The following is a 17,773-nucleotide window of genomic DNA, read 5'->3' on the forward strand; positions in this document are numbered from 1 at the left end:
TAGAATTAATTCGACCAGACCGAATCGAAATGGAAGTCCATGCGCCGTTTGCTGCTGCTGCGTCACGCCAAGACCGAACACGACGCGCCTTCGGGGCACGACCAGGACCGCCGTCTCGACGAGCGCGGCCACCGCGATGCGGCGGAGATCGGCGGCTGGATCGCCCGCCATCAGCCCCTCCCCAATCTGGCGCTGGTGTCGCCTGCGGCTCGCACCACGCAGACCTGGGAGATCGTGCGCGAGGCGCTGAAAGGCGCTGGACCTGCGCCGAAAGTCGAATTCCTGCCGGAACTCTACGGCGCCGATCCGGCGCAGCTCTTGACCGCGATCCGGATGGCTTCGGTCACCGATCCGAAGCGGCTGATGCTGATCGGCCATAATCCCGGCATGCATGAGCTCGCGCTGACGCTGACCGGCAGCGGCGACGCGGCCGCGATGCGCGCGCTCGGCGACAATCTGCCGACCTCGGGGCTCGCCGTGTTCGACTTCGCGACCGACGACTGGAATGACGTGTCCTTCCGGCGCGGCAAGCTCGTCCTGTTCGTCAGTCCTAAACTGTTGAAGCAGGCCTCGCGCAGCTGACACAGGCGGACACGGTCGCTGCGCCATGCTATATTGATATCGCGCGACAGGGGGACCGGTTCGCGTCGACACCACGGGTTATTCCAAGAAAAAGAAGGCGCGCGTCCCGGCACAGGGACCAAACGGCTCCAGACCAATCGCGGACAGGAGGCGCAGATGTACAAGTCCATTCTCGTGCCGATCGACCTCGCCGATACCGATCTGGCGAAGCCGGCGATCGCAACCGCTGCGACATTGTCGCAAACATGGAACGGGGTGGTGCGTCTGCTCAACGTACTGCCGATGACGCCGGTGATGCTCGCCGAATATGTGCCGGCGGATTTTGACAGCCAGCAGCGTGAAACGTCGGAGGAAGCGCTTGCGATCGTCGCGCGCGAATCCGGCATCGCGCCCGGGCGCATCTCCGGCGTGGTCCGCCAGGGCGGCATCTATCACGAGATCCTCGAAGAGGCCGCGACCATGAAGGCCGACCTGATCGTGATGACCTCGCACCGCCCGGCGATGCGCACCTACTTCCTCGGCTCGAATGCCGGCCACGTGGTGCGCTACGCCAAATGCTCGGTGCTGGTGGTGCGGCACTGAAGCGCGATCGGTCCAGCCGGCCCGCGCCCCGTCTCAACGACCGCGACGGCTGCGCGCTGCCGAAATATCGAAAACAACCCCATGCAAAGGAGCCGGCGGCTCTGGAAGCGCCTCCTTGCCCGGCTCCCCCGCAGGGGTCATCTCAGCGAACCCGCGCCAGCTCCAGGTCGAGATCGCCGACGACCGCGGTCTCGATGTGGCAGCGCGAGAGCCCGATATCGCGCAGCGCCCTGTCGTCGAGCTGGCGCAGCGTCTTGATCGCCTCGCGGCGCACCCAGTAGGTCGCGAGGGCCTCGCCCCACACGCGGAGCAATCGGAGCAATCCGCCCAGCATGCTGGGCCGAGCGGGCGATGCAGCGGCTGAGGATATCGTCGTCATTGTCATCTCCTTCGACGCCCATCGGCAAAGCTATGCCGTTGACGCAAATGCCGTTTCAGCACCTGGGCCGTCGGAACCTCGGATTGCTTGCGCGCTCCTCGGTACAATCATGGGCTTGTTCCCTCTTAAATGATCCGGTACATTGCTCGGAGCAAGTAAAACATTGCTCTCGGTGCAATAATGTCGAGATTCGAATATCTGAAGCTGGCGGACGCGGTGGCCGCCGAAATCGCCAGCGGCGCGCTGAAGGCGGGCGACCGCCTGCCGCCGCAGCGCCATTTCGCCTATGACCGCAACATCGCGGTCTCGACCGCGAGCCGGGTCTACACCGAGCTTTTGCGGCGCGGGCTGGTGGTCGGCGAGGTCGGCCGCGGCACCTTCGTGTCCGGCGAGGCGCGGCGCGGCATCGCCGCTTCCAGCGAGCCGCGCGGCGCCCGCATCGATCTCGAATTCAACTATCCGCTGCTGCCGCATCAGGCGACCATGATCGCCAAGAGCCTCGAGGGGCTGGAGCGGCCCGAGGTGCTCGAGGGCGCGCTGCGGCCGGCGACCAGTTTCGGCACGCGGGCGGCGCGAACCATTTCGGCGGAATTCCTGGCGCGCAAGGGCTGGACGCCGAATCCCGACCAGATCGTGTTCACCGCCAACGGCCGGCAATGCATCGCCGCCGCGCTCGCCGCCGTCGTGCCGTCAGGCGGACGCTGCGGCGTCGAGGCGCTGACCTATCCGTTCGTCAAGGGCATCGCCGCGCGGCTCGGCATCTCGCTGGTGCCGCTCGCGATGGACGAGCACGGCGTCCGCCCCGACGCGGTGCAGAAGGCGCACCGCGAGGCGCATCTGTCCGCGATCTACGTCCAGCCCACGATCCAGAACCCGCTCAGCATCACCATGCCGAGCGAGCGCCGCGCCGAGCTGCTGCGCGTGGTGGAGAAGCACGGCCTCGCCGTCATCGAGGATGCCGTCTACGGATTCCTCGACGACCAGGTACCGATGGCGGCGCTCGCGCCCGACCGCTGCATCGTGCTCGACAGCCTGTCGAAGAAAGTCGCGCCCGGCCTCGCGCTCGGTTTCATCGTCTCGCCGCCGCGGCTGCGCGAGAACATCATGGCCGCGGTGCGCTCGGGCGGCTGGACCGCGTCGGGCTACGCCTTCGCAGCCGGACAGCGGCTGATGGCCGACGGCACCGCCGCCGAATTGTCACGGCTGAAGCGGATCGATGCCGCCCGCCGCCAGCAGATCGCGGCGAAGCATCTGGCCGATTTCGAGATCCAGACCAACCCCAAGTCCTATCACCTCTGGCTGACGCTGCCGCCGCACTGGCGCTCGCAGACCCTGGTCGCGGCCGCGGCGCGCCGCGATATCGCGCTGACACCGTCGACCACCTTCGCCGCCACGCCGGGACATGCGCCCAATGCGGTGCGGCTCGCGCTTGCCGCGCCGCCGCTCGAGCAGCTCGACGTCGGCCTGCGGACACTGGCGGGAATGCTGAGCGCGGCCGAAGAGGATTTTGACGCGACGGAGTGACATCGCAGTTTCACTCCGAGTGCCTGGCCCGCGTCAGACCGTCAAAAGCCGCAGGCGGCATAGGTCTTTCTGGCGAGACGGAAGTGCGCGCCCTCGGCGACGAAGTCCACGTCGAGGCACTGGTTGCCTCGGCGATATTCCCCGATCACGCCGCACTGCAGATATTCGAGGTTGATCCGCCAGCGCTTTTCCTGCGGTGAGTAGGTCGCGAAGTCGTGCTGCGCGACCGGCGTGCCCTTGCAGATTCCGGCAACGTATTGCCGCACGTCGCGCGGCAGGTCGTCGACGTGATTGTGATCCAGCGGATCATGCTTGTTGCCGACGCTGCCGCCCTTGGAAAGAACCGGGTGGATGCTCAGGAGCACGAAGCATAGAGCCAGAAACGGGGTCCGGATTGTCATCGGACACTCCAGCCAACAAATCAGTCGGGCAGTTTACAGCGCATTGCTTACAGCCAGCTGACAGTCCGGCCGCGAGAATGTCCGCCTCATTGCGCTCGATTGCGGTCCGGCTTCGGCAGCAGCGTCTCGGGCAATTGATCGAAGCTGTAGCGCCGCGGGCGGTTGCGGCTGACGAAGCCGCCGACCTGCCAAGCGAACAGCGCGGCGAAGCCAAGCAGGAACAGCGCGCCCGTCCAGTTGGATGTCATGAGCGCCATCGCCAGCAGGCCGACCATCGCCACCGCAAGCCACGCCAGCACGGCCAGCGCCGCGGTGTATGTCTTCGGCCCGAGACCCCCGACCAGCCTTGCCGTGCTGCCGGCCGCCTGCATCCGGCGATGCAGCTCGACGATGAAGTCGCGATAGAGATGCCCTGCGGCGCGACCAGCGTCGCGGTCTGCCAGGTGGTCGAGAGGATCGCGATCCGCCCGCCCCTGGCGTTGTCGATGTCGGCGCGAAACCGCTGCTGCTGCATCGACACCGGGCGATAGGACAGTTTCACGGCGGAGATGTCGGCGTAATCCCATGCGCCCGAGCGGCCGGCGATCCGCCACGCCAGCCCGTCCTCGGTCAGCTCGAACTGGTGTGCCGAGCCGATCAACGAGGCCTTGTAGGCATAGCGTACCGCTGCGCCCTCACCTGCCTCCGACCGATCCTGCAACGCTGTTGGCAATCCGCCGTTCCACCTGTTCAAGGCCATCCACCCGCTTGCGCGGGACATCGCGCCTATCCTACAAGCGAGCCATGCCCGAGACGACCTATTTTCCGCGTTACCTCATCCTCGGCGGCGCGATGATTTCAGGCGTGCTGCTGGCGCTTGCCGTGCACATGCTCGGCGCGCGCTACGGGCTCGACCTCGGCGGCCTGTGGCGTTCGAATAGTCACGAGTTCATGCCGGCGGGCGCTGCGATCGCGTGGTGGCTGATCGCGAGTGTCGGGTTTTCCGGCGGCTACTTCACCGCCAATCTGATGCACAGCGCGGTCGCCGGCCAGATCCCGCAGCGGATGCGCCAGTTCCTGATTGTCGTTGGCGTGCTGATGCTGGCCGGCGCCGGCCAGGCCGCCTCGGCGCCGAGCACGGTGTCAACCATCTCCGCCGTGCTCGCCGGCCTCGCCGCCCTGTGCCTCGGCGCCCTGATGGCGTTTTGCGGCGCCTATTTTGCGCTGAGGAAGAACTAGCGCGTCTACTCGTCAACCTCCGGACTCCGAGATAAAGCGGAGGTTGCTCCGCTTGGCCGCCGCAGATGGCTTATGACCCCTGAGCGGACGTCGCGAGCCGATTGCTGCATGCAGATCACTGAGGCAGCGCCACCCCGTCGATTTGCATGACACCAAGCTGGTCGAACAACTCAATCCGTTCACCGTTCAGCACTGGAATGTAGCAGCGACGACTGGCACCGTTCAGGATACAGAGCTTATCCTCCGCGACCGTCCATGTCCCGGCTGCAGGTCCAAGGGACTCTTTCCAGTGCGGATAGGTCATCCGGCCGTCGGGCTCGAATCGCATTGTGAACGGACCATCCCTGAGCTTGGGGCCGAAGCTGATCGTCTTGCCCTGCAATTTTGCAGCCAGGGTCTCACCTGTCGGTCGTTCGCCGATCGCTGCCGTGAGCGAGGCATCGGGCCCCGGATCATAGCCCTCGGCCTTCAGGATCAGCCAGAACAGCCTGGCAAAACTACGCATAGAAGGTTCGGTGTAGGGCGTGTCGCGGTCGACACGATTCACCACGACGAGGTCGAGTGCGGGCACGACCAAAGCGTATTGGCCGCCGGCACCTTCGGCCCAAAAGCTGCCCTCGGGCAAAGTCACCGTAGGCGCAACGGCACCGCCCAAAAAACCGGTCCACCAGAGATAGCCATAGCCCGGCCCGAACGCCGCTCTCGAATAGACACGCGTGCTCTCTTCCACCCACTCCCGCGGCACGATCTGGTGTCCGGCCCAATTGCCCTTGTGCAGATAGAGAAGTGCAAAACGCGCCAGGTCCCGTGCGCTCATGCGGATCTCATAGGCGGGGTGGATAGACGCTTCGCCGCGGACGTAGCTGCCGTCCTGTGGCCAGTAGTCCTGCATGCCGATTGGCTTTGCGATCTTCTGGTCGAGCGCCTGGAAGATGCCGGTGCCAGTTGCGTGCTCGTAGATCGTGCCGAGCGCGTTGAAGTCCCAGTTGTTGTAATACCAGAAGGTGCCGGGCGGGTGGCTGCCGCGCGGCGGTCTCATCTTGGCCATGTCGGGCGTCTCATAGAGCGCCGCGTGGTAGACCCCGGAACGCGCTTCGAGGAGTTCGCGCACCGTCGCGCCCTTCTCGCTCCCGGTCAAGCCAGGCGGATTATCGTCGACGCCGAGATCGCCAAGCGTGCTGTCGAGGTTGATCAGGTGATCCGACACAGCGATGCCGATCAGGGCGCTGAGCAGGCTCTTGCGGATTGAAGCGACTTCCATTGGCTTCGTCGTATTGCCCCACTCGGCCACCACCTTTCCGTGCTGAACGATCACGACCGCGCTCGAGCGAATCTGATCCGAAAAGGATCGCGCTTGGGCCAATTCGGACTCTGACCAGCCCAATTCTGCAGGGGTGACGCGCTCCCACTCCGCTGCCGGGAAGCCATCTCCGGCTGTGGCAGGCCCGAACCGAACCAAAGCGCCGAGCAGCACGACGGCCAAAACAATCTGGCGAATATACATTGGATCCCACGCGCTGCGAGCTTCACCCGATCGCAGCACAATACTCATTAATGGAAGCTTGGCAGAACGCCTGTTGAAGTATTTTCTTTGCAGTCCCGCCAACGCGTTCTCATAGGGACGTCTCTTGTTGGCCCAAGGCCGACATGCCGCCATCTCGGTTTCGACGTCGCCTTTTAAGTGCAAAGCGACGCTACCAATTCGTGAACAACGCCCGAACCAAGTGGACGCCGGTTCGCGTCAAGAAAACGCGTCCGACAAGAATCCAATCAGGCCACCGATCGCTCCGGCGCCCTGCGCAACATCTTGGCGACGTCGGCCGCCGGCCGCGGCGGGCTGAACAGATAGCCCTGCGCCTGGGTGCAGCCCTCCTGCCGCAGCAGGTCGAACTGGGTATCGGTCTCGACGCCCTCGGCGGTGGTGACGATGCCGAGGCTCTTGCCGAGGCCGGTGACCGCGCGCACGATCGCCATCGAGTCCTCGCGCGTCGCAAGGTCGGTCACGAACGAACGGTCGATCTTGATCTTGTCGAACGGAAAGCTGCGCAGATAGCTCAGCGACGAATAGCCGGTGCCGAAATCGTCGAGCGAGATGCGGACGCCGAAACCACGCAGTTCGTGCAGTACCGCGAGCGTAGCCTCGCTGTTCTGCAGCAGCACCGATTCGGTGATCTCAAGCTCGAGCCGGTCCGCCGACAGGCCGGATGCCTCCAGCGCCGCCTTCACGGACGACACCAGGTTCGGGTTCTTGAACTGCACCGGGGACAGGTTGACGGCGACCGCGATGTCCGCAGGCCAGCCCGCCGCATCGAGGCAGGCCTTGCGCAGCACGATCTCGCCGAGCGGAACGATCAGTCCGGTTTCCTCGGCGACCGGGATGAAATTGTTGGGCGCGATCAGCCCGCGCTGCGCGTGATTCCAGCGCGCCAGCGCCTCGAAGGCGACGACCCGATCGCCCTCGACATCGCGGATCGGCTGGTAGTAGACCTCGAACTCGTCGCGCTCCAGCGCGAGCCGAAGGTCGCGCTCGAGCAGGCGGCGCGCCTGCGCGCGCGCATCCATCCCGGTCTCGAAGAACCGGTAGGTGCCGCGGCCGTCGGCCTTGGCGCGGTACAGCGCAAGATCGGCCTTTTGCAGCAGCTCGTCGGGATCCTTGCCGTCTTCCGGCGCGAGCGAGATGCCGATGCTGACGCCGATCACGAGCTGGTGGCCGCCGATCTCGTAGGGCGCGGCGATCCGCTCGACCACGAGACTTGCCAGCTGCGACACCACGGACGGTTCGCAATTGCTGCAGAACTGCACGATGGCGAATTCGTCGCCGCCAAGCCGCGCCACGGTGTCGTGCTCGGTGACGCATTCGCCGAGCCGTCGCGCGACTTCGCGCAGCAGCGCGTCGCCGATCGGATGTCCGAGCGTGTCGTTGATTTCCTTGAAATGATCGAGATCGAGACAGAGCACCGCCAACTGATCGGAGCGCTTGGCCAACCTCGAGGCCTTCTCGAGCTGCTCACGAAACAGCGTCCGGTTCGGCAAATTGGTCAGCGCGTCATGCCGCGCCATGTGCGAGATCTGTTCCTGCGCCTGCTGCCATTCGGTGATGTCTTCGAAGGTCGCGACCCAGCCGCCGCCCTTCATCGGCTGATCGACGACACGGATCGCGCGATCATTGCGGCTGACGATCCGCGTCGCGCCGTTGCCGGCCCTTGCCTCGGCGACGAGCGCCTCGCAGAACTCCGTGGGATCGCCGTCCCACTCGCCGATGGAGTGGAGGTCCTGCAGGACGTCGATCAGCAGGCGTCCCTGCAGCGGCACGCGATTGCGTCCCATGATCTCGCTGTAGCGCTCGTTGAACAGCATGATGCGGCCGTCGGCATCGAACATGCACAGGCCCTGCGACATGTTTTCAAGCGCGGTATCGAGCACCACCTTCTGCTTGTGGAGCTCGGTCTTGGCGCGGCGATCGAGGATGGAGGCGATCAGCGAGAGGCCGAGGATCGCGAACGCCGCAACCGCGGTCATGAACGAGAGCACGCGCGGCGACACCGTAAGTCCGCCGGGAACGATCGTCGGATCCGAGACCAGCGTCACCGCGCCCATCGCGGTGAAGTGATGCGAGACGATCGCGACGGTCAGCAGGCCGGTCGCGGCCGCGGTGGTGCCAAAACGCTCGCCACGCGCGGCGACGACGAGCGCGATCGCGCCGAATAGGCTGCCGAATACGATCGACGCGACCACGATGCCCGGCGACCAGACGATGCGCGCGGGCAGCTGGAGCCCCAGCATGCCGGTGTAATGCATCGCCGCGACGCCGGCGCCGACGATTGCGCCACCGGCCGCGACCGTCCACCAGCGTTCGTCGAGCGTCGCGACGGCCAATCCGACGGACAGGATCGCAACCGCGAGCACCAGCGACAGCAGCGTGACGGGAATGCTGTATCCGGCCTCGATACCGGGATCGTACGCCAGCATGGCGACGAAATGGGTGGCCCAGATACCGCAGCCGCCGACCGCCGCATCGAGACCGATCCAGATCTCGCGGGCTCGGCCTTGCGCAGCGCGAGCGCGGTGAAACAGGCTGACCGCGACTGCGCTGGCGAGCAGGCAGATCACCCCGCCAAGGACGACAAGCCGCCAGTCATGCTCCAGAGTGAGACAGGTCAGAACGCGATACATATAGGCCCCCGTTATGGACCTATAAGAACCAGCGCATTCGTGTACGAACGGTAACCGCACCGCAGCAAGGTTCCACGCATGGTGAAGAAGCCTTGAAAATGCGGCCGGATTCGCGCCGAAAACCCCGATAGTTGTGTGACTTGCTCACGCAAACGCCGTGTGCAACGTCGCGTTCGCACCCGTTTTCATTGCCGCGCTTGCGACGCAGCACCGGTCCAGATCAACACCGCGGCCGCGAGCAACACACCGGCGGAAATCACCAGGGCCGCATGCAGGCCGGCGATGAAGGCCGTGGAGCTGCTGACCATCGAGCCGAACAGCGCTACACCGAGCACGCTGCCGGTCTGCCGGGTCGCGTTCAGCACCCCGGCCGCGATGCCGGCATGCTGCGGGTCGGCACTGCCGAGCAATGTCGTTGTCAGTGGCGGGACCAGCAGGCCGAGGCCGCCGCTCATCGCCAGCAATTGCAGGCAGATCGCGGGATAGCTGGTGCCGGGTCCGATCGACAGCAACGCCAGGCATCCGGCGGCCGAGAGCGCGGCGCCGAGCGCGATCGCCGCCGGTGCGCCGATCCGCTCCGCGACGTGCGGCGCGATCAAATTGGCGGGCAGCACCGCGCCGAGCATCGGCACGAATGCCAGGCCGGTTGCAAACGCCGACAGCCCGTTGACCTGCTGGAAGTAAAGGCTGAGCACGAAGATCAGCCCGTAGAACGCAACGTTCACCAAAAGGCCGACCAGCGAGGTCAGGGCAAACATCCGGTGGCTGAACAGCGAGAGCGGCAGCATCGGCTGCGGCGCGCGCGCCTCGCGCCAGACGAACAGCACGGCGAAGACGCCCGCGAGCACGAAGCCTGTGACCACGAACGGGCTGCCCCAGCCAAGCGCGCCGCCTTCGATCAGCGCGCCGGCCAGCGTGCCCAGCGTGACAATCGCGGCGAGCTGGCCCGGCAGGTCGAGCCGGTGCTGCTGATGGCGCGTGGTTTCGCCGGCAAAGCGCCAGGCGAGCCAGAGGCCCGCCAGGCCGATCGGCAGATTGACCAGGAAGATCGCGCGCCAGCCGACCAGCGTGATCAGTCCGCCGCCGACGAACGGGCCCGCGGTCAGCGCGAGGCTGGCGCCCGCCGCCCAGACGCCGACCGCGCGCCCGCGCGCCTTCTCGTCGGCGTAGGCATGGCGGAGCAGCGCGAGCGCGTTCGGCACCAGGATGGCCGCGGCCAGCCCCTGCACGCAGCGCGCGGCGATCAGCGTCACGGCGTCAGGCGCGACCGCGCAGGCAACCGACGCCGCGGTGAAGATCGCAAAGCCGGCCATGAAGACGCGCTTGGCGCCGATCCGGTCGCCGAGCGCGCCCGCGGTCAGGATGAAGGCGGCAAACGCGATGGTGTAGGCGCTGACCACCCATTGCAGCTCGGCAACGCCGCCGCCGAGCGAAGCGCCGATGGCGTTGAGCGCGGTGTTGACGATGGTGACGTCGAGCTGCACGACGCCGTAACCGAGACTCATCGCGGCGAGCGTCAGCGTCGCCGCAAGCCCGGTCGACCGTTGTCGGGGCGCCGCGGGCTGGTCCTGCATGTGCCGGATGTTCAGGGACGTCTGTTGCATGGGCTTGTCCTCGCTCTTGGCAACTGATGCGAGACATAGGTCTTCATTTCGATGGAACACTTCGCCACCGATCGAAGTGTGAAAATTGCAATGCCGGCCGGGCCGCGCGGCGACCGCCGTCCTGCGCGGCTTTTTGCCTCAATAGACCTACGGATCCTGCTCAACGCGGCTCACATCGCGGTCCGCGCGGCGGTCCGCAGCCGCAAGTGCGCGCCGACTTCACACTTTGGTAAACGCCGCAGCCGGGCCCAACGTCCCCGTGCTGATGCATATCGTCCATTCGTTCCGCGCCAACAGCCCGCGGGTTGCGCCGGGACGGCCGCAAAATCGGCACAAATGCCGACGAAATCGCCTGGAACGGCGGAACATGCGATGGTCCCGTCGCAGCGGACGCGGTGCCCGCGACTCACATTCCGCAGAGCGAGAACATATGTACCCAGTATGACAATGACGCTGGACAAGAGCGGAAGCTTGGCTTGTCAAGGGCTGCACAACGCATCGGTTTTGCCTTATGGGTCATCGCGTACGGTGCGTTTGCCCGTCACCCGTCGCTGTCCGTGACCGGGTCCCACTGAAATTGCCGCCCGCCGGGAGGATGAATGCTTCGGCTGCTGACCACGCTCGGGCGTGGTTTCAAGGAAAAGATCGGCTGGAAACGGCTCGGGATCGCCGCGAGTGTGTTGATCATCGCGTTCGCGATCACGACGCTCGTGCACACGCTGAAGGGCGTCGACACCGGGATCATCCTCACCGCGCTGACCAACATCGCGCCGCACCGGATCGCGCTCGCGGCGCTCTGCGTGGTCGGCGCGTTCTGCACGCTCACCTTCTATGACTTCTTCGCGCTGCGCACGATCGGCAAGACGCACGTCCCCTACCGCATCGCAGCGCTCTCGAGCTTCACCAGCTACACGATCGGTCACAATATCGGCGCCACCGTCTTCACCGGCGGCGCGATCCGCTTCCGGATCTATTCCGATTTCGGTCTCTCCGCGATCGACGTCGCCAAGATCTGCTTCCTGTCCGGCCTGACCTTCTGGCTCGGCAATCTGTTCGTGCTCGGCTTCGGCATGGCCTGGCACCCCGCGGCGGCCTCGGCGATGGACCTGCTGCCGCCGGCGATGAACCGGCTGATCGCGCTCGGCTGCCTGACCGGCATCGGCGCTTATTTCGTCTGGCTCCTGACCGGCGAGAAGCGCCGCGAGCTCGGCCAGAACGGCTGGAAGGTGGTGCTGCCCTCGGCCAAGCTGACGCTGTTGCAGATCATGATCGGCGTGGTCGATCTCGGCTTCTGCGCGCTTGCGATGTACCTCCTGATGCCGACCGAGCCGCATATCGACTTCGTCTCGCTGGCGGTCGTGTTCATCCTGGCGACGCTGCTCGGCTTCGCGAGCCACGCTCCCGGCTCGATCGGCGTGTTCGACGCCGCAATGCTGGTGGCGCTGCCGGAATTCAGCAAGGAGCAATTGCTGGCGACGCTGGTCGTGTTCCGTATCCTCTATTTCCTGATCCCGTTCGGGATTTCGATCTCGATCATGGGCATGCGCGAGCTGTGGCTCAACGTGGTGCAGCCCTGGCAGGAACGAAAGCGATTAAGCCAAGCCTGCACGGCTTCGGCGACCGTGCGGCAACCGATCGAAAGCCGGCCGCAGCGGATCAGGCAGATGAAACGGTAACAGGAAACGTTATCGGCCCTTGTCCGGGTCTCTCGGTCCCGGATTTTCGATTCGCCCTGCCGCCTCTCTTATTTTCGCCGTACCGTTCGCGTCAAACCGCGCCATGATTGGCATTTTGGTTCGATTTTCGTTTCGTGTGTCGGTCTGCAGCGTGCTGCTCGGCAGTGCGCTCGTGGCGGTATTCGCCTCGGCCGCGGAGGCGCAGGACAACTCGCTGCAGATCTCCTGGGAGGTTCGCAACCGCTTCCGCCTGTTCCGCGAGGAACGCGACTTCCGCCTCCATGTCGAAAGCGGGCTCGGCCGCAGCGTGCTGGCCTCGGAACAGGCGCTGGAACTGCAGAGCGACGGGCGCGGCTGGGCGCGCAACACGGTCAACCGGCTCTGCATCGACCTGCAAGGCCGCGTCAACGAGCCCTGCACCCGCGACAACGTCAAGGAAAGCTACCTGACGCCGATCGACCATCCGATCGTCGTGCGGCTGACGGGCCCGGTTCCGGTCGGCGCCACCTGCGCCTGGTCGTTCGACGACGGCGACGGGCCGCAATCCTCGACGTTCGATTGCGCCGAGCCGATCAATCTGCGCGTCCGCTACGGCCGCACCACGGTCGCGACCGTCGACGTCGCGAGCGGCTCGGATGCCAACCAGCGCGTGGCGACGGAGATCGCGGTGCGCGACCTCTTGATCGCAGGCCTCGGCGACAGCATCGCATCCGGCGAAGGCAACCCCGACCGCGCGATCGCGCTTTCCGACGAAGGGTTCTGCTTCCGCTCCTATCTCAGCGGGGCGCAATACTACCGGCCGAGCCGCGGCGGCTACAAGGGCGGCCGCGCCTGCGAAGCGCCGGACACCCTGACCAACTGGCAGCGCCAGAGCGCGCTGTGGCTCAACTCGGCGTGTCACCGGTCGCTGTACAGCTACCAGACCCGCACGGCGCTTGCGCTCGCCGTGCAATATCCGCACATCGCGGTGACCTATCTGCCGCTCGCCTGCACCGGCGCCAGCATCGCCGACGGCCTGCTCGGCTCGCAGCAGGCGCGGGAATGCCTGCCGACGAAGGCCGGCAACACCTGCTCGGGCAGCGTCAACGGCCAGATCGCGGAGCTGCGCACGGCGCTTGCCGCCGCCAAGCGCCGGCAGCCGGACCGCACGCTCGATCTGGTGCTGCTGTCGATCGGCGCCAACGACATCTACTTCTCCGGCCTCGTCGCCAACGTGATCGTCGACACGGCGACCGAACGCACGCTGCTCGGCCGCGGCGGCTCGCTGGCCAGCGTCGACGATGCCCGCTCCGCACTGACGCGCGACCTGCCGGCCGGCTTTGCCAAGCTGCGCGATGCGCTGAAGCCTCTGGTCGGCGGCGATCTCTCGCGCGTGATCTACACGGCCTACGCCAATCCGGCGCTGGCCAATGGCGGCGCGCCATGTCCCGGCGGCCGTGCCGGCTTCGACATCCATCCCTCCTTCAACGCCGATCCGAAGCGGCTCACGGAGGTCTCGAGCTTCGTGCAGAACGAGTTCCTGCCGCAGCTCAAGGCGATCGCGCAATGCCAGTCCGGCATCATCTGCCGCAACCCGCAGACCGACCGCATGACCTTCGTCGATGCGCATCAGGATGCGTTTGCGAGCCACGGCTTCTGCGCACGCGCGTCGACCGATCCGGAATTCGACCGCGACTGCTTCTCCGCCAACGGCGACAGCTTCGTGTCCGACATCGTCGCCGCAGCCAATCAGCCGCTCAAATGCGGCCGCAGCGCCGGCGAGTACCGCGCCTATCTGCCGCGCGCGCGCTGGATCCGTGACGCCAATGACAGCTATTTCGCGGCGATGACCTACCCGCAGGGCCTGCCGGCCTCGATGCAGCCGAGCGACATTCACGACGCGACATGGGGCATCCTGTCGGCGGTGTATGGCGGCGCGGTACATCCGAGCGCGGAAGGCCATGCGGCGATGGCCGATGCCGCGGTGCCCGCGGCCGCCACCGTGCTGCAGCTGAACACCAGCGTGCCCGAGGTGCTTTCCGAGCCGGTCGCGCCGCTGCTGCCGACCGCACCCGTGCAACGCTGACCGCACGCCGCACGCAAGCGAACGCGATCCGGATCAGTAGCGTCGAGAGAAGTCCTAGTGCCGCTTCGTCGCCGGCACTGACGGCGCCGGCGGCTTCACCGCCGCGGCCTGCGCCGGCAGATACTTCGCGACGATCGCGGGATCGAGCTGGGCCATCGCGCTGTCCGGCAAGCGCGTCCAGATCTCGTCCTTGCCGAACAGCGAGATGCCGAGATAGCCGCGCATGGTCAGCTTCTGTCCATCGGAGCTCAGCGTCATCTTGGCCTTGTAGATCTTGCCGTCGCGCGGATCGAGCACGTTGCCGTTCTCGTACTTCAGGCCCTCGCGCTTCATGTCGCGGATGAACGACAATCCAAGCCACGGCGCATTCTTGCGATCGTCGGTGCATTTCGAGCAGATCGGATTCGGCGGATCACCGGGATCGGAAAATATCCTAGCGATCACGCCTTCGAAGACGCCGTTGTGATCGACCACCAGGAACCAGCCGTCGGGCTTGCCGTCGACAGTCTTCTGCCACAGGCCAGCCGCCGATGATGGGTCGGCGGCCGTGGCGGACAATGGAGCCGCCAAGGCGAAAGCCGTGGCGATCGCCAACGTCAGCCGAAGTCTGGACAGCGTGTTCCGCATCATCGTCACCTGATCAATCGACGGCCTTGAGTAGCAGCAGACTACGGCCATTTCGCGGAGTGTTCCAGTACCCGCGCCGCGCAGCAGCTGGCCCGTGCCCCCGGCATTGGTCGCCGTTGGAGTGGTTTCAGTTCACTCCAAGCTTCTTCTGCAAGCTCGATGACGAGGTTGTGTACTGGAACACGAGCCGCTTGTCCGGATACACGTAGCGGTGCGCCTTCTGCGCCATCAGCGCGCCCTCGTGGAAGCCGGAGAGGATGAGCTTCAGCTTGCCGGGATAGGTGTTGATGTCGCCGATCGCGAAGATGCCCGGAACGTTGGTCTCGAACGCAGCGGTGTCGACCGGCACCAGATTGTTCTCCAGCGCCACACCCCAGTTCGCGACCGGGCCGAGCTTCATGGTGAGCCCGAAGAACGGCAGCATCGTATCGCAGGCGATGGTCGACATCGCATTGTCGTTGGCCTTCAGCGCGGCGCCCGAGAGCTGACCGTTGGCGCCTTCGAGCCCGGTGACCTGGCCGATCTTCAGATCCATCCTGCCGTCGGCGACCAGCGCGCGCATCTGCTCGACGCTGTGCGGTGCCGCGCGGAAATCGTCGCGCCGGTGCAGCAGCGTGACGCGCTTGGCGATCGGATGCAGATTGAGCGTCCAGTCGAGCGCGGAATCGCCGCCGCCGACGATCAGGATGTTCTTGTCGCGGAATTGCTCCATCTTGCGCACCGCATAGAACACCGACGTGCCTTCATAGGCCTCGATGCCCGGCACCGGCGGCCGCTTCGGCTGGAACGAACCGCCGCCGGCCGAGATCACCACGACCTTGGCCTCGAACTCCTTGCCGGCGTCGGTCTTCACGCGAAACAGGGGATCGCCGATCTTCTCGATGGTCTCCACCATCTCGTTGAGATGGAAGGTCGGGTTGAACGGCTTGATCTGCTCCATCAGCTGATCGGTGAGGCCCTGGCCGGTGACGAAGGGAATGCCGGGAATGTCGTAGATCGGCTTCTCGGGATAGAGCTCGGCGCACTGCCCGCCGATCTTGTCGAGGATGTCGACCAGATGCACCTTCATGTCGAGCAGGCCCAGTTCGAACACGGCGAACAGTCCGCAGGGGCCCGCGCCAATCATCAGCACATCGGTTTTGATCGCTTCGCTCATATCCGCTTCTTTTCAGTTGAGATCGACCGGACGGCTTTTCGCCTGCCCAGCCGGGTGTGGCCGGATCGCGACATGCATAATAGGGACAGCGGCTGGCGCGGCAACCCCTTGCCGAGCCTGCGCAACTCGGCTGTATGGGCGGGAAACCGACGGAGATCCCCCCTCGTGAACGCCCCTGTCCGTGCTGACGATACGCCGCGCCTGGAAGACTTTCCCTATCGCCTGTCCGACAATGTGCGCTTCGCCGATCTCGACCCGAACGGGCACGTCAACAACGCCGTCTACGCAAGCTATTTTGAAACCGGCCGCGTCACGCTGGTGAAGGATCCGACCATGGGGCTGATGCCGGCGCGGCTCGCCTGGATCATGGTGCGCCTCGACATCCATTTCCGCGCCGAGCTGCACTGGCCGGGGCAGATCGAGCTCGGGCTCGGTCTCGTCAAGTTCGGACGCACATCGACCACCTTCGATCAGGTGGTGTTTTCGGAAGGCAGATGCGTGGCGTCGGCGAAGGCGATCACCGTGATGATCGACGAGGCCACACGCAGGCCGACGCCGCTGCCGGCGGAGGTCAGGCAGAACTTCCGCCGCTGGGTCCGTCGCGGCATCAATCCGGACGGCGAATAAATCTCAGGCCTGCCGTTCCGGCGTCGACACGACCAGTCCGTCGAGCTCGTCGGTCACCTTGATCTGGCAGGACAGCCGCGAGTTCGGACGCACGTCGAAACCGAAATCCAGCATGTCCTCTTCCATCGGCGACGGCGCGCCGACCTTCTCGCGCCACGCTTCATCGACATAGACATGGCAGGTCGCACAGGCGCAGGCGCCGCCGCATTCGGCTTCAATGCCGGGAATGGCGTTGCGGATCGCGCCTTCCATCACCGTCGCGCCGTTCTCGATCTCAATGGTGCGTTTCTCGCCGGTATGGTCGATAAAGTGGATTTTGGCCATGATTGCTCGTGCTGCCGGAATGCGCCGGACGATGGATGGAAAGGTCCCGGCAGTCGTATAACGGCTCGATCCGCACAGCGCTAGCGCGGAGACCGAAAACCTGCCGGCCGGCCGGGACGGCGCTTGGGCATTGCGGTGGGCCGAAGCGCCAGACGCGGCTAGGAGCGGCCCAGAATCAGCTCGATCGCCGTGCGCGCCTCGGCGATCGCGGCCCCGAGCGCGGCCAGCGGCTGGACTGGGTCGGAACCCCCGGCCAGTGCGGTCTCCAGGTGGGCAGCAGCCTCGGCGACGCCGAAGGCGCCGATCGCCCGCGCCGAGCCTTTCAGGGTATGGGCGTGGGTCGCCGCCTCCGGCGGCAAGGCGGCCAGCTCGCCGAGGATCCGGGCCGACTGGGTCGAGAACATCGCCAGCACTTCCCGCTCCAGCCCCGGATCGCCCAGCGTCATGCGCCGGAGGTGATCGATGTCGATCGGCCCATCGCCGGGCGCGAGCGGCGGCGATTGTGTCCATTCAACCCGTTCAAGATGAAGCGGCATGGCCTGTCCCTGTCGTCTCCGCCCGGCCCCGCCGGCGGACAATTGGTTCAGCCAATCACGAAACTGGTTAACGGATTGTTGTCGGGATGATCGGCAAAACCGCCCGATTCTGGACAATTTCCGGACACAATCGACGCTCTACCGCAGGAATTTCGAGTACCCATAAGGCCTTATGGCGCAAAGCTGTTAACGATGATTAAGAAAGTATTAATCGCAAGCATTTCATTCGCATCGCTCTCCCAATAGGATGTTTGCGGATGTAGCGGACAAGCCGCCCAGGGGGCCGCTTGCGCTCCGCT

General features: G+C 65.5%; 16 protein-coding genes and 1 pseudogene. 7 read left to right on the forward strand and 10 right to left on the reverse strand.

Annotation, left to right across the window (positions count from 1 at the left end):
• The first annotated feature begins 39 nt into the window (after positions 1-39).
• Both ACVILL_RS40025 and ACVILL_RS40030 read left to right on the forward strand, forming a co-directional pair.
• Entirely contained in the window at positions 40-582 is a 543-nt protein-coding gene (locus ACVILL_RS40025; RefSeq protein ID WP_456734040.1) for a SixA phosphatase family protein, read from the forward strand.
• Between the two features lie 156 nt (positions 583-738).
• Entirely contained in the window at positions 739-1,164 is a 426-nt protein-coding gene (locus tag ACVILL_RS40030) for a universal stress protein (protein WP_456734041.1), read from the forward strand.
• A 142-nt stretch (positions 1,165-1,306) separates the two neighbouring features.
• On the opposite strand, the gene ACVILL_RS40035 is transcribed toward ACVILL_RS40030, so the two are convergent.
• Positions 1,307-1,543, reverse strand: a complete 237-nt coding sequence (locus ACVILL_RS40035) for a DUF1127 domain-containing protein (protein ID WP_456734042.1) — start codon at positions 1,541-1,543, stop codon at positions 1,307-1,309.
• Between the two features lie 180 nt (positions 1,544-1,723).
• Between ACVILL_RS40035 and ACVILL_RS40040 the strand changes: the two genes are divergently transcribed.
• Entirely contained in the window at positions 1,724-3,067 is a 1,344-nt protein-coding gene (locus ACVILL_RS40040) for an aminotransferase-like domain-containing protein (RefSeq protein ID WP_456734043.1), read from the forward strand.
• Between the two features lie 41 nt (positions 3,068-3,108).
• On the opposite strand, the gene ACVILL_RS40045 is transcribed toward ACVILL_RS40040, so the two are convergent.
• Positions 3,109-3,468 carry a hypothetical protein gene (locus tag ACVILL_RS40045; protein WP_456734044.1) on the reverse strand — a complete coding sequence of 120 codons (360 nt, stop codon included), beginning with the start codon at positions 3,466-3,468 and terminating at the stop codon, positions 3,109-3,111.
• Between the two features lie 86 nt (positions 3,469-3,554).
• Positions 3,555-4,207: pseudogene (locus ACVILL_RS40050) on the reverse strand (hypothetical protein).
• Positions 4,208-4,251: 44 nt separating this feature from the next.
• On the opposite strand from ACVILL_RS40050, the gene ACVILL_RS40055 reads away from it, so the two are divergent.
• Positions 4,252-4,686 (forward strand): hypothetical protein, encoded by a 435-nt coding sequence (locus ACVILL_RS40055; protein ID WP_456734045.1) that lies wholly within the window; start codon positions 4,252-4,254, stop codon positions 4,684-4,686.
• 115 nt (positions 4,687-4,801) lie between these two features.
• Here the strand turns inward: ACVILL_RS40055 and ACVILL_RS40060 are convergent, their stop codons facing one another.
• The 3 genes from ACVILL_RS40060 to ACVILL_RS40070 form a co-directional block, all read right to left on the reverse strand.
• A complete protein-coding gene (locus ACVILL_RS40060; RefSeq protein WP_456734046.1) occupies positions 4,802-6,292 on the reverse strand; it encodes a serine hydrolase domain-containing protein in 1,491 nt (496 codons plus the stop codon).
• 164 nt (positions 6,293-6,456) lie between these two features.
• A complete protein-coding gene (locus tag ACVILL_RS40065) occupies positions 6,457-8,859 on the reverse strand; it encodes an EAL domain-containing protein (RefSeq protein ID WP_456734047.1) in 2,403 nt (800 codons plus the stop codon).
• 185 nt (positions 8,860-9,044) lie between these two features.
• Positions 9,045-10,463 (reverse strand): MFS transporter, encoded by a 1,419-nt coding sequence (locus tag ACVILL_RS40070; RefSeq protein WP_456734048.1) that lies wholly within the window; start codon positions 10,461-10,463, stop codon positions 9,045-9,047.
• 599 nt (positions 10,464-11,062) lie between these two features.
• On the opposite strand from ACVILL_RS40070, the gene ACVILL_RS40075 reads away from it, so the two are divergent.
• On the forward strand, positions 11,063-12,139 hold the full coding sequence (locus ACVILL_RS40075) for a lysylphosphatidylglycerol synthase transmembrane domain-containing protein (protein WP_456734049.1): 1,077 nt from the start codon (positions 11,063-11,065) through the stop codon (positions 12,137-12,139).
• Positions 12,140-12,242: 103 nt separating this feature from the next.
• Positions 12,243-14,204 carry a hypothetical protein gene (locus tag ACVILL_RS40080; protein WP_456734050.1) on the forward strand — a complete coding sequence of 654 codons (1,962 nt, stop codon included), beginning with the start codon at positions 12,243-12,245 and terminating at the stop codon, positions 14,202-14,204.
• A 54-nt stretch (positions 14,205-14,258) separates the two neighbouring features.
• On the opposite strand, the gene ACVILL_RS40085 is transcribed toward ACVILL_RS40080, so the two are convergent.
• Positions 14,259-14,762, reverse strand: a complete 504-nt coding sequence (locus ACVILL_RS40085) for a DUF2147 domain-containing protein (RefSeq protein ID WP_456734051.1) — start codon at positions 14,760-14,762, stop codon at positions 14,259-14,261.
• A gap of 196 nt (positions 14,763-14,958) precedes the next feature.
• Positions 14,959-15,987 carry an NAD(P)/FAD-dependent oxidoreductase gene (locus ACVILL_RS40090; RefSeq protein ID WP_456734052.1) on the reverse strand — a complete coding sequence of 343 codons (1,029 nt, stop codon included), beginning with the start codon at positions 15,985-15,987 and terminating at the stop codon, positions 14,959-14,961.
• Positions 15,988-16,152: 165 nt separating this feature from the next.
• Between ACVILL_RS40090 and ACVILL_RS40095 the strand changes: the two genes are divergently transcribed.
• Positions 16,153-16,614, forward strand: coding sequence for an acyl-CoA thioesterase (locus tag ACVILL_RS40095; protein WP_456734053.1), 462 nt, complete (start codon positions 16,153-16,155; stop codon positions 16,612-16,614).
• Between the two features lie 3 nt (positions 16,615-16,617).
• Here ACVILL_RS40095 and ACVILL_RS40100 read toward each other — a convergent pair whose 3' ends face one another.
• A complete protein-coding gene (locus ACVILL_RS40100; RefSeq protein WP_456734054.1) occupies positions 16,618-16,938 on the reverse strand; it encodes a 2Fe-2S iron-sulfur cluster-binding protein in 321 nt (106 codons plus the stop codon).
• Positions 16,939-17,096: 158 nt separating this feature from the next.
• The gene (locus ACVILL_RS40105) at positions 17,097-17,474 is read right to left on the reverse strand and encodes an Hpt domain-containing protein (RefSeq protein WP_456734055.1); all 378 of its coding nucleotides are present in this window, start codon (positions 17,472-17,474) and stop codon (positions 17,097-17,099) included.
• Positions 17,475-17,773: the final 299 nt, after the last annotated feature.

Source organism: Bradyrhizobium sp. USDA 3364, from assembly GCF_054056355.1.

Coding starts and splice junctions, on each gene's coding strand:
- ACVILL_RS40035 (WP_456734042.1), bottom strand. CDS start 1,543: ATGACGACGATATCCTCAGCCGCTGCATCGCCCGCTCGGCCCAGCATG.
- ACVILL_RS40080 (WP_456734050.1), top strand. CDS start 12,243: ATGATTGGCATTTTGGTTCGATTTTCGTTTCGTGTGTCGGTCTGCAGC.
- ACVILL_RS40025 (WP_456734040.1), top strand. CDS start 40: ATGCGCCGTTTGCTGCTGCTGCGTCACGCCAAGACCGAACACGACGCG.
- ACVILL_RS40075 (WP_456734049.1), top strand. CDS start 11,063: ATGCTTCGGCTGCTGACCACGCTCGGGCGTGGTTTCAAGGAAAAGATC.
- ACVILL_RS40065 (WP_456734047.1), bottom strand. CDS start 8,859: ATGTATCGCGTTCTGACCTGTCTCACTCTGGAGCATGACTGGCGGCTT.
- ACVILL_RS40045 (WP_456734044.1), bottom strand. CDS start 3,468: ATGACAATCCGGACCCCGTTTCTGGCTCTATGCTTCGTGCTCCTGAGC.
- ACVILL_RS40040 (WP_456734043.1), top strand. CDS start 1,724: ATGTCGAGATTCGAATATCTGAAGCTGGCGGACGCGGTGGCCGCCGAA.
- ACVILL_RS40055 (WP_456734045.1), top strand. CDS start 4,252: ATGCCCGAGACGACCTATTTTCCGCGTTACCTCATCCTCGGCGGCGCG.
- ACVILL_RS40070 (WP_456734048.1), bottom strand. CDS start 10,463: ATGCAACAGACGTCCCTGAACATCCGGCACATGCAGGACCAGCCCGCG.
- ACVILL_RS40090 (WP_456734052.1), bottom strand. CDS start 15,987: ATGAGCGAAGCGATCAAAACCGATGTGCTGATGATTGGCGCGGGCCCC.
- ACVILL_RS40030 (WP_456734041.1), top strand. CDS start 739: ATGTACAAGTCCATTCTCGTGCCGATCGACCTCGCCGATACCGATCTG.
- ACVILL_RS40100 (WP_456734054.1), bottom strand. CDS start 16,938: ATGGCCAAAATCCACTTTATCGACCATACCGGCGAGAAACGCACCATT.
- ACVILL_RS40105 (WP_456734055.1), bottom strand. CDS start 17,474: ATGCCGCTTCATCTTGAACGGGTTGAATGGACACAATCGCCGCCGCTC.